This is a genomic window from Chryseobacterium ureilyticum, from assembly GCF_900156735.1.
Taxonomy (GTDB): domain Bacteria; phylum Bacteroidota; class Bacteroidia; order Flavobacteriales; family Weeksellaceae; genus Chryseobacterium; species Chryseobacterium ureilyticum.
In genome coordinates this window covers 647,009-661,585 of sequence record NZ_FTOL01000001.1, presented here as the reverse complement: position 1 = coordinate 661,585, position 14,577 = coordinate 647,009, and the positions used below count along the sequence as shown (strand labels likewise).

Genomic DNA, 14,577 nt, shown 5'->3' with positions numbered 1-14,577 from the left:
CACTTATTTATAATTAACGTTCTTAACGCAGGTGCAGATTTCTACCAATTTGGTCTTTCTAAAAATCCGCTCCAATTCACTTAGGTTTTCTTTCGACTCCAAGACCGTGAAATCAGGAATCTTTAATATTTCCGATACCAGACAACCTGATAAACGTTTAATCTTTACGTCGTCGGCATAGATATCTAGACAGTTTAGTTCTGCTAGTTTATCGGCATCCTTACTGCTCAGTAGTATAAAGTATCGGTCATTTTGAAAGACAAGATCCTCTATCTTAAAAATCATATTGCTTTTAAAATATTTCTTTCTTCACGGTACAGCGTACCAGGAATTTCCGCTATACTCATGCACATACTCTGTTCAGACCAAGGCCATTCATCCAAACGGTATCTTTCGATGTAACCTAACTGTAGCTGTGTTGGGACACGTGGCCTATTTTTCAGAATCCTGATCATGGCTGTAACTTTCTCCTGTTCAAACTTTTCATCGTCAATTGTCCCCTGAACTTCGATTTGGATTTTACCATCTTCTAATTCTGTAAGTGTCTCCACAGTATTAATAGGAACCATTTTTGCCGCCAAAAAATTGGGAAGTTCACGATAACCAGTTGTCTCTTCGTCTTTTTTTAACTGATTTGCATGAATACCAGGAAATAGAAGCAGATAAGGCTGTGCAAATCGCAAAGCATCCGATAAGTTGTCTGCGTTTTCCAAAAGTTCATTAATACCTGTGATAAAAATATCTTTGTGCGGATCTTTCTTATGTTCTTTTATAAGCTCCGGTTTAATTTTTTCCCACTTCATGCGTATATCTTCCATATTTAAGATTGTACCTAATTGCCCTTTTTCATTTAGGGTAAAAATCAGTTCATTCCTTATCTCATGAATATCCCCCACCCAACTGTACAAGCCAGTAGCATTACTCTGTTTATATCGGATTATATTTATTTTAAAAGTGGGAACTCCTTCGCTGACGGACAATAACTTTACATCGAGACCAATTTCCAAATGATTTTCATTGCGCAAACCCTGAAATTGATAGCGCTCTTCCCTGAGGAAAGCATACTTTCTTGTTTTCCCACTATCCTGAATATTGAACTCCATAATTATCCTTTATTAATTTCTACATCTGCTCCTGTAATATTGGTTGGCCCACTTGAATTGATCTTGGAAGATTTACTGTCAACAGCTAAGTCAGCGTCGGTCTTGATATCCAAGTTACCATTGCTATGAATAGTAAATGTTCCAGCAGTCGCATCGAAACTGATGTTTCCATTGGTAACTGTTCCGGTAATCCCCTTTTTGTCGATGACAATTTTATTTCCGCCAACCTGAAAGGTTATACTTGTCTTGCCGTCAAGCGTAATATTACCTGCAGCATCCATATTTAAGAGAGATTGTGGCGGTGCATTTTTTTTACCGCCGACATTAATAGAACTATTGCTGCCAGCATTAACACTATGGGCTGTTTTTGCATTTGTTGTGGCATTTCCAGCTCCGTCGAAATGCATGTTTGCTCCGCCCTGGTCCTGTAGGTTCATGGAACCTGCACCATTATGAAATTTCAATTCTGCTCCGCTCCTACCACTGAAACTCATTACATTATTACCTTCACCACCACCTGCGCCAACTTTTCCATGAAACATGCCTCCCATAACAAATGGCCGATCGGGATGCAGATGGACAAAATTTACAATAACCTGATCCCCCACTTCTGGTACAGACATAAAGCCACGGTTTTTGCTGACCTTATCGCTACTACCCGCATCGGGAGACATTACTCGGATAAATTCGGTTGAATCTTTTCCACGCTGCCAGTCCAGTTGCACCTGTACGCGCCCTTGATTGAGTGGATCTGTATTTGACATTACTTTCCCAAATTGGGGTTCCGCAGTTGGAACTACAAATTCGGGTCTTGGGATAAATCCTGTATCGGATGCAATCGCTTGAAATGAACCATCATAGTAACCACGAGCGTCAACTTCGTGCGTAACTTCAATAAGCATCAGTTTTGTAAAGTATGAAGTTTCGCTACTATCAGCTTTTCTCATCTCAATATCTGCTATACAACCAGGATGAAGAAACGGAACTGTCGTATTTCCCGAGGTGACAAAAACTTCCGACGCTTTGCTCCCGGCAGTACCTTTCTGCGATGCATCAATATCCATAAAGGTTGCTGCTTTTATAGGGGCAACACGTAAAGATGGTGTTTGAAAAGTCCGTTCAGAAATCTCATATGCTCTTTTGGCAATATCTGATTTATGGTCAATTTTGGTTTTTCCACCAGCGAACTTTTCATCTTTACTGCTGTTATAACCATAGAATGTTGGATTTACATGCTGCGCCTTCATTTTGATTTTCACATCAGTCAGATTGCTACCATAAGTAAGTACAACGGGTTTCTCCTGCGGTGGTAGCTGTCCAAAATGAAGAACTTCACCATCATAGAAAAATTGTTCACCATAAGCTTCTGCTATTCTAGCCAGATAGTTATAATGTGTCTCCTCGTACTGACAACTATACGGTACATTTCCATAGCGGGAATCAACCCTGAAATCAAATTTGTCAGCACCTAAGCCTTCTTTGATGACTTCACTTGCTATACTATTTAGACTGATGGGTTTTGATCCGCCAAAACTCTGGATATGCGGCGCTGCATCCAATAATATTGTGGGGCTACAGCCTGTCATGACAAGATTGCCCAGACTTCCTTTTTCCTGACTAAAACCTACTTCTGTAATAACTCCTACAAAATTTCTTTCGGGGCTATTGTCTACATCTTTATATTTAAAGACAATGGTTATTCTCTTTCCCAGAAAATTTTGCGCCTCTTCTAGATTGTGATTTTCCGCAGCTCCTAAGGTATCATGAGCAAGTGTAAGCTCAAACTCATGATGCTTCACAGCACTTTGGGTTAGTTTAAAGTGCTTGAAATATTTGATTTCTTTTCCATCGACAAAAATATCGAGCTTAACTACCCTATTGATACCTGCAATTGCATTTTCAGGAATCCCTGCTGCATTAAATATTTTGGAAGTAGGCTGGTTTGCCCAAACTTTTTCCTTGAGGGTGGTGGGGTCATTTGGTAATAATGGCTGATTCAGAAACTGCCGCCCTGTGTCAGTTATATTTTTTGCTTGTTTAAGATACTCTTTTTGTGGACCCGGAATTTTGGTAACGTTATCTAAATTGACGTCACTTAACGAATCCAAAACGTTTTTCTTGGATGAATCTATTCCTTTACTGGAAAGATTATCTTCTTGTTGAAACATGATAACATAATTTTTTTCGGTTGTGTTATTTAAAAAGGTTTATCACCGAGCGGTGAATTCAATTACCAGAGCTACAAATCAATAAGCACGTAGTACTTTCACAAGGCTATCGTAGTGGGGATCTGATAATGGTACGAAAAGAAATTCCGTGGGTTGAAATTACTCTTTAAGTATTAAGATACGCGAACTATTGTTGGGTTGTATTCATTCTTTTTCATAAGCAATTTAATGATTTTTGTTTTGCAATATAATACCTTACAAATTCACGGCAAAATGATTTTGACATTATTTTAAAAATTGTCGTAATTCTACTAATCAGAGTTTTAAATGTAAATGTTGAAAAATAATGAACTTCAATCCGAGAAAAAGAATGCAAAAAAAATATTTAAATTACCCCACCATACTTATTTAACTATTTCTTCTATTGTAAACCGCAGTCGTATTTATTGGGAAACTGCTTCAATGGCAAGATTCTGATCCAGATCTAAATCATATTTACGTCTCTTTATGAATTCTGATGGACCTATTCCATTGATCTCTTTGAAAAGTTTTGAAAAATGATTTCTTGAGGCCATACCACATTCTTCTGCAAGCGTTTCGATCTTATATTTACGGTATTCTGAGTCATTATACAGTTTATCAGTTATATAACTGATCCTCAGATCTATTAAGTATTTTGTAAAATTCATGCCTTTGTATTCATTCACTATCTGTGAAAGATAGAAATGATTAGTATCGAATTTATCTGCCAATCTATGCTGTGTAAGACCGCTTTCCCTAAAGCCTCCCTTTTCCTCAAAGTCCTTTAATTTATGCAGTATTTCTTCTACAACTTTGGGGTCGATTTCAAGTTTATTCTCATCATGCTTTTCCTCTATTTTGATGGCCATATTGGCGTTATCCCTAGCTTTGATCTTTTGCTCCAGATTATCATATTTGCTTCGCAACCTTTTTTCTCTTCTTTTATAAAATAGCATTGTGGCTGCAAAAGTTACTGCCACGGTACCTAAACCCCATTGAGCCACTTTGTCTCTAACGGATCTATTTTCAAGCCGCTTCTTATCTTCTTTCAATATACGTGTATCATACTCCTTACTAATCTTTCTGGACAAATAATTGAAATCCCTGAATAGGACACTATCTACTTTTAAAAGCTGATTGGTATAATATAATTGCTTTTCTACATCACTATTTGATTTGTAATGATCAATCAAAAGTTCATAGGTATCTCGAACCTCGGGAACAATGAAAGCCTGCTTTTGAAAAATGGAATCGACTTTTTCAAAGTTTTTTAAAGCGTGGGGTTCATCACCCAATTTAAGGTAGGATTTCCCCAAATATGAATAGTTTACAGCTAACCACGAAAAATCATTAATTTTTGATAACGCTACCGATGAAGCGATAAGCGAGGCGATAGCAGTTGAAAACTCCTTTTTCCTAAACTCAGAGATACCTTTTTCTTTCAAAAAATAACCAGCTTCCTGCCTATGCTCACGGCTAGCACCAATTTCAGAAAGCCCGACATTGACAATTGAATCGGCAAGATTGAATTGTCCCATGTTTCTATAACAGATAGCCATCTGATGAAGGCCGTTAAAGTACCCTCTTCGCGCATCAAATAGTATTGTCGGATGCTGGTTTCTACTTATTTCAGCACCAAAATGATTGCGCGTTTTTATAAAAAGAGGCAGTGCCTCATCGTAGTAACCCATATAACTCTTTACTACACCGATCAGATAATTTAGCCTGTTCTGATAATATGGATCAGTACCATTCTTGGCATATTTGACTGCTAAAAGAAACTCATCTAATGCCAATTGATACTTCTTAAAGTGGAAATAATAGACAACTCCCTTCTCAAGGAATGCAGAACTAACTAAAGCTTCTTTGCGTGAAAATTTGGCAGCAATTATTGTACTATCCGCATATTTAAGTTTTACGTTACGATCAGCAGAGAATTCGACACCATCTGCATATCCCTGATACAATTTATCATAATCCTTATCCTTTTTTGCCTCAGCAATGTACTGACGAATGAATGGAAGTGCCCTGACATCATTCTCCGAAAACACTTCATAATTTCTCCGAATATAGTAATACTTACTGTACTCTTCTTTTTGGGCACAGAGAAATTCACAGTGTAATAAACATAAAACAATTATGATATGAAAATAGGAGAATTTCATAGGTCAAGTTTGTATAAAATTAGTAAAAATCGCCAAACCATGATTTATCAATAACGAAAATCTGCAACCTACCACAAAAACATCATAAAACATTGATTTTCAAAATAATAACAATGCTCAAATTGAACAATTTGCGCATTCAAATTGTTCAACGTGCGCAGTAAACAGTTTTTCCGTCTTCCAATGCCCTCTACCTTCGCTCTTGAATTCGAAATAACCGGCCGGGATAATTCTTAAAATTTTTAACAAAATGAAAACTATTATCTCAACAATATTAATCATCGCAGGAGCGGTCATTTTACACTCCTGTCGAGAATCCGAAATTGAGGAACCGCTAGAACTGGAAAAACTGAATATTGTCAACTCAAAAACAGAAATGTCAAAAAATAGCGATACAATTCAAGCAGGAGTCGTTTCCAACGATGCCGACACTGATGAAACGATCAAAGACCCACCGATAAGACATGGTGGCCAATGGAGAACCTCGAAATAATGCTCGATTTAAACTGTGTGTGAAATGACCTTTCAACGTAAATCACAAAATACTCAAACCATGCGAACGAAAAACTTGATAGCCGAAACAATTATATTCTTACTCCTACTCATGTGGGCATATACATTTGTCAGTAAGGTTCTTGATTTTGATACTTTCAGAAGGCAGATTAATGGTGCATACCTATTATCGGCTTTGGGATCAGCTTTGCCTTACTTTCTACAGCTTCTGCATTTGTCACTTGTGATACTTCTGCTAAAGAAGTCTTGGAGGAAAATAGGACTTATTACCTCGCTATCTGTCATGCTGTTATATACAGGATATCTCATCTATATTTTAAAATTTGCGCCAAGCATACCATGTTCATGTATTTCGCTTTTTAGGGGGTTGATCTGGAATGATCAACTGTGGATTAATCTTGCGGTCCTGACGCTAAATATCATTGGTCTGATCATGTTTTCGTATAAAAGTCCGCCACACAGTAGTCATGTTCAGACCACGTACTAAATTTAAAACTAATAACCAAAACAGGGGAAGCCGAAAACCTGAAACCCAGAGTAGGCAAAAAACTAAAGTTTAGCTTTTTGATTTATAAAAGCACCAAACATCATGAAATCACTTAGAATTACCTTAGGAGTTGCAGCAATTGCACTAGGTACGTTTGCAGCATTCTCTTTTGCTCCTGCAAAAGCTGATCAAGACACCGGAATTTTTTATCGTAATGCTGATGGATCAATGGGAGAATCTTATGATCCTGTTTCGCATCCTTGCTCTGGTACTGTCACAGTTTGTGCTGAGGAGTATGATTTAGAAACGGAGTTACCAACCGGTCAAAATAAAATTTTCGGGGTTAGACAGCCCTAATTTTATAAAATAAGAGAGGATAATTAAATCCTCTCTTTATTTATTATTTCTTTTATAAACATTTCTCTATATAATTACGGAAAGCTCCGATATCTTTCATCGGGTGAGGTGGAATTCCAACAATCTTTCCCTGTTTATCTAAAACAATCAAAGTTGGAAATGCGTTGACATTTCCAAATTTTAAAACTGGATGATCATTTCTTCTACCTTCTGTGCTAAGTTGCAATGAACTAGGGACAGAATATATTCCAATACCACGTTTCCAGGTTGACACAGTTTTATCAACATTGATAGACACAAATTGAATCCTTTCATCTTTTAATTGATCTTCAATTTTTACTAATTCAGACACTAGCTGCTTACATGCTCCGCAACCTGTAAACCAAAAATCCAAAATAACAACTTTACCTTTCATTTGTTGCAAACTATGATAGACCCCATTAGTATCAATTAAATTAAAATTATAAAAAGCTTTTCCAGGTTTTAAAACATCTTTAAGTTTCTCAAATTCGGTAAAAACATCAATAAAGTGTCGATTTCGTTTGTTTGCATTTTCTAAATAATATCTATACATATCTTTCGATACTTGACCATACCAGTTTTGACGAAAGATGTTTATTGTAAGATCAGAGAGGAGAAAATCCTTTACATATTCAATACTTCCAAACTCCTTAGAAATTAAAGAAGCATATTGCAGCGGATAATTGTAATGGAACATGTCATATCTATCTCCAATTTCATCTCTATTCGACAATGAAATATAATATGGAAGGATATGAAATCCACCAAAATAATCCAAAGTAGCACTATCAAGAAGAGGCGCAATTCGTTTCTTGTTTCGAACAAACTTATTAAATAAATAGCGTACAGAATCATCAAAATTCCACATACAATATTGTAAAAGCCCATCCAAAGTTTGATCGACCAATTGTGCCTTTGCCAAACGAAAATCCCTTGCATACTTATTACTTTCACGATCAAATGTTGAATCAATTATATTAAGAGAGTTATCAAGTTCAATGAACTTTTCTTCCATAGTTTTCTTTCGATAAGACTTTTTATATACGTAGCTAGAGAACATTTTTTTTGCTGTTTTTTTTACAATCAAAATTTTTTCAGACCCTCTGCCAGATATTTCCATATTGACCAAACCCAACTTATCATCTCGAAGCGTAAAATTTAAACTGTCACCAGGATTTATTAAAACACCAAAAGAGCCGGGAACTAATAAATCACTTCTGTCATTCAAGTATAGGTATGCCTGAGAAGTTTCATTTAGTGGGAAATCAAAGTGGAAATTACCGTCAGTTGCTTTTAAGACATAGTTTTTTGCAGTATTGACCGCAAAAAATCCATTACTAACAATTAACTCTAAACTATTAACCGAATCTTTGAAATTTTCAAGCCTTACATTGAGCAAGGTTCTTTTTTGAGCAATTGAATGCTGGGCCATAAGTAAATACAGCATTGAAATATATAGTAATTTTTTCATGATTTATGTATCTATTTGAATGGATCAGTTCTGATCTAATCCGTTGTAATCGATAATATATTGAGGTATTGGAAATACATAACGTTTATCATTCGGTGGTAGAGTAAAAGTTTTATTTCCAATAATTTTTATGAGAGTTTTTGCATGCCGCGCATCTTTATTAAGTCTCTTCAGGTCTTGAAAACGTAATCCTCTTTTTAACAATTCCTTTCTTCTTTCAACAAGTATTATATCAAGAGCATCGGAATCTGATGTTGCCGTTATAGGAGTAAATGTTCCCGTTTTATATCTTTTTACCAACAGTGTATTAAGGAATTCTAAGGCTTTTACTCTATCTCCCATTCTGGCAGCACACTCTGCTGCTATTAGAAAAATTTCATCCGTTGCAGTGCCGCCAAGATTATTTCCCAATGGCGATCCACGCCAAATATTTTTTCCATCCAGAGTTTTAAAGTATAATATCTTTCTGAGATCATTATCACTATATAGTTTAAACAGTTCCTGCGGAATCGAAGATGATAATCCAACTGCTGTTTCATATGCTGTGACCGATTCAATCATTATATGTACTTCCTTACTTTTTGCAAGAAAAGGGCGTGCATCCGTAGGATTAAAGGTATTGTAATCATCTAGAACAGAATAAAATTTTAAGGAATTTTGAGCGGCATCATATGCCTTACTGTAATCATTCATATACAAATATGTACGTGCCAATAAAGCAGCAGCACCAGCATTAGTTATATGGGTTACAGATATTGCATTTTGAGGCAACAACGTAGCAGCTAAACTGAGATCTTCTGTTATTCTTTGATAGGTTTGCTTTAAAGTGCTCCTAAAAATTGGTTCGTTGATATCTTCATCTAATTTAAGTGGTATTCCCAGATCCGCACCTGCTGTTGAAGCATCATAATATTTACAAAAGGTCATTGCGAGATTTAAAAAAGCCCTAGACCGATGATATAATGCTGTGCCTTTTATACGATTATACAGTTCCTCATTACTAGAAGTTCTTGTTATTTTATCCAGTGCCTTCAATGTAACATTGCAGACTTGAATCTGAGCGTACGGTAGCTCCCACTCTTCTTGTGTAGTACCATACCCCAATTTTGGGAACACATCAACGGTCCAAGTCAATAATTTCCGTTCAAAATCAGTACTTAATGCATTATATTGTTCGAGCGACACGTCCAAATCGTCACAAGAAACTTCCATTGCCCCTCTCCCGTCATAAAGAAATTGACTTGAATTCATCAACAGACTAAGATCATTAAGTGTCGTAGGAACAACAAGTTTTATATCCTGCTTTTCCTCAAGCCATTCCTTAGAACATGATGGCATAAGTAACAAGATAGATATTGGTACTATTAATTTTATTATCATTTTCATAGCAGTCAATTTAAAAGTTACAATTAAGCCCTAAAGTAAAAGTCCGTATTGGCCTTGATGTCGGGAAATCAGGATCTAAATTTTCTTTGTTAGCCTTCCAGATCATAGCAACATTATTTACATAAGCAAAAAGACGTAAATTCTGAAGGTGAAATTTCTTCGCTATTTTCGAATCAAGGTTGTAAGAAAGATTAATATCTTGAAGTCTGATATGATCACCTTTACTTACTAGTACCTCGGAATTTAGATAATATTGGTCAGCGACATTCACTCCCGGATAGACCATTGCTGGAACGGTCGTCGTCAGCTCATCTCCTGGTTTTTGCCACCTTCTATAATAATCGCCATGTGCATAATAATTGCTATAGAGTGAAGAGTACATTATAGAATTTCGTTTAAAATAGTACCCAAAACGATAAGTAATATTAAACGATAGGTCGAAGTTTTTGTAGCTAACAGTATTCCGCAAAGCCCCAAAATATGGTGCGAGTGTATTGCCGTGATAAATAAGTCTATTCTCAGGATCCTCCGCCAATTGTTGTGTTATTTGAGCATATTGGGTCGATGGTTCGCCATCTAAGTACCCTCTGGCTTGACCTGTTTGCGGATCTAATCCTGCCCACGGATAAGAATAAATACCAAACAGCGATCTGCCAACAATGGGATTGTATAACGTTGCGTTTCTAATTATACTATTATCCGAGACAAAGTTGGGAAGACTTGTTGGTCGTTTATAAGCTGTAATGATATCTTTTGCATAAGAAAAAATTGCCGTTGTTTTCCAAGTAAAATATTTTGATTGAATATTTATAGAATTCAACTCAATATCAATACCATTTCCGGTCATATTGGCAACATTTCCACGAAATGACGCATATCCGGTAGTAGGATCTATATCTCCATTCCCTATAAGGTCTTTTCCTTTACGGTTAAAATATTCAATACTTCCAGAGAGCCTATTTTCTTTTGAAGCGAAATCAACACCGATATTAAACATCCGGTTACGCTCCCAACGAAGTTCATTATTGGGTGGTGTGACAAGATCAGCATTGGGTAAATTGTTATAATTGTTTTTTGAAATACGCGCCGTCGTATAAGCCGTAGTTGTTCTATCAATATTTCCACTATATCCGAAAGTCGATCTAAGACTTAATTGTGATAACCAATCGGAATGATAGAAATCCTCTTTGTTAATATTCCATTTGACACCCGTAGACCATAAAGGGACAGACTTTTGATTGGTCTTCACTCCAAAAAGATTGGATTGGTCTATGCGGGCACTAGCAGAAACAACATAGCGGAGATCATAATTATAAGCTCCGTTTAAATAGTATGAACGGATACGATCAACTGTACCAGAGTAGTTATCAAAATTTGATATCGTAGCAGTACCATTTCTTCCATATTGTGTAAAACGGGTTATATAATCAACTAAGATGCTCGAACCTACATTCGGATCAAAACCATATTGTCTTGAACTGATTCCGGTAGCTTTTGTTTCTCTGACCTCAAATCCAGCAATCGCATTAACCTGATGTTTGTTCCATTTTTGATCATAATTCAATTGAAACCGACCATTCAAAGCATTAAGTTCTGTATTTGTATTATCAAGCCGTCCACCCAGTGGTATGTTACGGGTCAAAATCCCATTGTTAATGGTAGTAAATCTATTGATCTGATCACGCATCAAATAACTGTCCTGATCATAATAGTTTCTTCGTCGACCCAACTGATTTTCGTATTGAAATCGTACTTCGGCAGAGAGAGCTGGAATAAAAGTGTACTTTATAGCGGTATTTAAGCGAAGTTCGGACTGTTTATATTTGTTATTCTGATAATCCAATTCTTCCAATGGTACAAAATCCCAATTGAGTAGTCCAGCAGTAAGTGCTTTCTCTTTTAAAACAGTACTTGCATCTTTAATTACCCGTACAGCATCCCCATTGTCATCAACCAATCGTGCATAGGGATACATTAATTCAGTACCCATATTGTTAAGCATTGAAATTAAGTTGGATGTAGATTGATTATTCTGGTTGTAAGCAAGACCCGCAGAAATTTCAAGTTTTTCTATTGGACGGAAGACCTGATTGCTGTTCAAGCTTATCCTGCTGAATACACTACCCTTTTCAGCACTTTGGTTTTTATCGAAGCCTGCTGAGAAATAATAGGTATATTTATTTGTTCCGCCATTAAAGTTTAGGGCATATTGCTGTTTGACGCTATTTCGATAGAGATACTTGCTTATATCATCCCGCAGATTGTTGTTTCGGAGTGCATCAATTTGATTTGTGGCTTGCTGTTCCGTCAATATACCGTTTTTCTGGTCATTCAAAATGCTGACCACAGGTGAATATGGTCTGTTTGCAGCAGTATTGCTGATAATAGTATTGTAAAAACCTTTGTCAAAGAGCATCTTTTCAATGTCAATGAAATCGGTTGGCTTTATTTGGGGGATGTAATTTAAATCAGGTTTCTGCCCGATCGTGACATTTGAAGTAAATCCTATGTTCATCGGCTGGTCTGCTCGTCCCTTTTTAGTTTTAATGACGATCACACCATTACCGGCACGAACTCCCCAGATCGAAGCGGCGGCTGCATCTTTCAAAATGTCAATATCCTCAATATCATTCGGATTGATATTGTTGATATCGCCTTCATATGGGAAGTTGTCAACAACTATTAATGGCTGATCGTTCCCAAAGATCGTAGCCTGTCCCCTTATCGTTAACTTAGGGCTTCCTGAACGCTCATCAAATAGTATAGAAGGAGCTATGCCTTTCAGCCTACTGATCACATCAGTTGAAACCTGTCTATTAAAGGTTGCATTATCCACCTTGGAAAAAGACCCCGTTGCTCTTTCCTTTGGAATAGATTGATACCCACTGGCAACAACCGAAACCTCATCGATGACATTGCTATTGCTTGTCAATGTTATCCGGTCAATATATTTTGCTGATACCGACAATGGCGCATAGCCTAAAAAGCTGATCTTTAGCTCAGATTCAGCATACTCCGCAGGCAATTCAAAATTTCCGTTGTTATCGGAGTTCGTCACAAAGTTGCTGCCCTTGACCTGAATGGTTGCACCAGCCAATGGATTGCCCTTTTCATCGACGATCTTTCCTTTTATGGTTTCCTTTTTTTTTGAATTGGTAGTATTCGGTGCTCTTCGCTCCTGCAATATGATGATGCCATCCGCAATTTCAAATGCGATCGGTTGGTTTGCAAAGAGTGTTCGTAATGTCTCTTCTAATGATGCATTTTTCAGGTTTACAGTAATGGGTCCAACTTTTTTGAGTAAATCCTCATTGTAGACAAAATCATATTTTGTCGCTTTCCGAATTTCTGAAATTGCTTTTGACAAGGGCGCTTTCTGCAAGGAAAGGCTAATCTGTTGAGCCTGTAAAGCCGTACCGCTGGCAAGCAGTATAAAGAGCGTTGCACTCTTTATACCATTGCGCAGAAGTTTTCTCCTGTGGGAAAACAGATCCACCCATGGCGGAATGTTTTTCTTGTTGGAAAAATCATGTTTTTTCATAGATTTGTGTAGGGTTAAAAAGTAATTTTCGTTGCTGGAAATTTATGATGTAGACCCGATCGCCGGAGTGCGCTAACACTCCGGCATATTTTCAGGCCAACATATGAAACTATAAATTCTTATTTCTGAATTTCAATCCTCCTTCCTTTCGTTAGGTTGATCTGTAAATCTGTAATTTTTTCAAGTGCATATAAAACACTGGAGAGTTTCTTTTCTCTTGAAATAGTTCCGTTTACCTTGATGTTTGGAATATTGTTGTAATCAACGTCAACATCATACCACCGTTCAATTTGTCTCAGGACTTCCTGCAGAGCTGCTCCTTTAAACTGAAACTCATTTGAAGTCCAAGCTGTAAAAGATTCGGTATCTACGGAATTTATCGCAAAACCGCTATTGACAAGCTTAGCTTGCTGGCCGGGAGCAAGTATCACAGTTGCCTTGTCACGGCTACTTAACAACTCAACTCGTCCGCTGACTAACGTTGTTCTGACAGCAGGTTCATTGGAATAACTGTTGATATTAAACTGAGTTCCAAGCACCTTCACCTGCTGTCCATTAGAAGCAACAATAAAAGGCTTTGCTTTGTCGTGCGCCACGTCGAAAAAGCCTTCCCCCTGCAATTCAACATACCTGTCTTTATCAGTGAACTTTGTAGGATATCGTAAAGATGACTCGGCATTTAGCCAGACTTTAGTGCCATCGGGAAGCGTTATCTTATACTGTCCCTTACGTGGCGTAGTGAGTGTCGCAAACTGTACCTTATTTACTGAAATGCTGGTGCCATCCATATAGGAAGTGCCCTGCTCATCTACTTTTATAGCTTTCTTATCCCCTGCGAGCGAAAGAACTTTCCCATCTTCAAATGTTAGCGTTGCTTTATCACTCCCCGGAAGAATATCTCCCGATAAGGTAGTTGTTGCGACTTCTGTAGATAAAATCTTGTCTGACTGATAAAATTTATAAAGCCATACTGAAATGGAAATCGTGAAAAGAATTGCTGCTGCTGTCATCAGCCTGAACCAGATGCTCATTGGCTTTGGCTTATCAAGTATTTTATTGAATCTTGCAAGTTCTTCCTTGGTTGTAGTACCTGATTTTTTCAGTTCGACAAGATCTCTAGCTAAACGGTGTTGATCCACCAGCTGTTGGAAAACTGCCCGATTGGATTCACTTTCTTCAATCCAGTCTTCAAGGAACTCCTTATCCCAATAGGGAAGTTTTTGTCCTGTAATATACTTATGAAGTAATTCCGTGATCTCAAATCCGTCGAACAACTCTTCTTCTTTCATGTCTCGCATTTAGTATAGAAACGGGAAACATATGGGACTTGTCCAAAAGAAAATG

At 37.2% G+C, this 14,577-nt stretch carries 11 protein-coding genes and 1 pseudogene; 3 read left to right on the top strand and 9 right to left on the bottom strand.

The genetic code is table 11. The features are described 5' to 3' along the window. Positions 1–3: 3 nt before the first annotated feature. From BW983_RS02655 to BW983_RS02640, 4 genes are all read right to left on the bottom strand, one after another. Positions 4–285 carry a hypothetical protein gene (locus BW983_RS02655; protein WP_076351090.1) on the bottom strand — a complete coding sequence of 94 codons (282 nt, stop codon included), beginning with the start codon at positions 283–285 and terminating at the stop codon, positions 4–6. Beyond that, positions 282–1,103, bottom strand: coding sequence for a hypothetical protein (locus tag BW983_RS02650; RefSeq protein ID WP_076549717.1), 822 nt, complete (start codon positions 1,101–1,103; stop codon positions 282–284). Before BW983_RS02650 ends, BW983_RS02655 begins: the two co-directional genes overlap by 4 nt. A 2-nt stretch (positions 1,104–1,105) precedes the next feature. Further along, positions 1,106–3,271 (bottom strand): type VI secretion system Vgr family protein, encoded by a 2,166-nt coding sequence (locus BW983_RS02645; protein ID WP_076549716.1) that lies wholly within the window; start codon positions 3,269–3,271, stop codon positions 1,106–1,108. A gap of 443 nt (positions 3,272–3,714) precedes the next feature. Continuing rightward, positions 3,715–5,343 (bottom strand): helix-turn-helix domain-containing protein, encoded by a 1,629-nt coding sequence (locus BW983_RS02640; RefSeq protein WP_167369951.1) that lies wholly within the window; start codon positions 5,341–5,343, stop codon positions 3,715–3,717. Between the two features lie 364 nt (positions 5,344–5,707). On the opposite strand from BW983_RS02640, the gene BW983_RS02635 reads away from it, so the two are divergent. The 3 genes from BW983_RS02635 (at position 5,708) to BW983_RS02625 (ending at position 6,814) form a co-directional block, all read left to right on the top strand. Then, a complete protein-coding gene (locus BW983_RS02635; protein ID WP_076549711.1) occupies positions 5,708–5,950 on the top strand; it encodes a hypothetical protein in 243 nt (80 codons plus the stop codon). A 24-nt stretch (positions 5,951–5,974) separates the two neighbouring features. Continuing rightward, positions 5,975–6,457 carry a MauE/DoxX family redox-associated membrane protein gene (locus BW983_RS24560; protein WP_076549709.1) on the top strand — a complete coding sequence of 161 codons (483 nt, stop codon included), beginning with the start codon at positions 5,975–5,977 and terminating at the stop codon, positions 6,455–6,457. A gap of 102 nt (positions 6,458–6,559) precedes the next feature. Then, positions 6,560–6,814 carry a hypothetical protein gene (locus tag BW983_RS02625; RefSeq protein ID WP_076549707.1) on the top strand — a complete coding sequence of 85 codons (255 nt, stop codon included), beginning with the start codon at positions 6,560–6,562 and terminating at the stop codon, positions 6,812–6,814. Positions 6,815–6,866: 52 nt separating this feature from the next. Here the strand turns inward: BW983_RS02625 and BW983_RS02620 are convergent, their stop codons facing one another. The 5 genes and pseudogenes from BW983_RS02620 to BW983_RS02605 form a co-directional block, all read right to left on the bottom strand. Further along, a complete protein-coding gene (locus tag BW983_RS02620) occupies positions 6,867–8,306 on the bottom strand; it encodes a TlpA family protein disulfide reductase (RefSeq protein ID WP_084184279.1) in 1,440 nt (479 codons plus the stop codon). A gap of 24 nt (positions 8,307–8,330) precedes the next feature. Then, positions 8,331–9,692, bottom strand: a complete 1,362-nt coding sequence (locus BW983_RS02615) for a RagB/SusD family nutrient uptake outer membrane protein (protein WP_076549703.1) — start codon at positions 9,690–9,692, stop codon at positions 8,331–8,333. A gap of 10 nt (positions 9,693–9,702) precedes the next feature. Next, positions 9,703–12,876 carry a SusC/RagA family TonB-linked outer membrane protein gene (locus tag BW983_RS02610; RefSeq protein ID WP_262484583.1) on the bottom strand — a complete coding sequence of 1,058 codons (3,174 nt, stop codon included), beginning with the start codon at positions 12,874–12,876 and terminating at the stop codon, positions 9,703–9,705. A gap of 6 nt (positions 12,877–12,882) precedes the next feature. Then, a pseudogene (locus tag BW983_RS24555) lies at positions 12,883–13,233 on the bottom strand (STN domain-containing protein); the annotation flags it as partial. A 119-nt stretch (positions 13,234–13,352) separates the two neighbouring features. Continuing rightward, on the bottom strand, positions 13,353–14,531 hold the full coding sequence (locus BW983_RS02605) for a FecR family protein (RefSeq protein WP_076549699.1): 1,179 nt from the start codon (positions 14,529–14,531) through the stop codon (positions 13,353–13,355). Positions 14,532–14,577 lie beyond the last annotated feature (46 nt).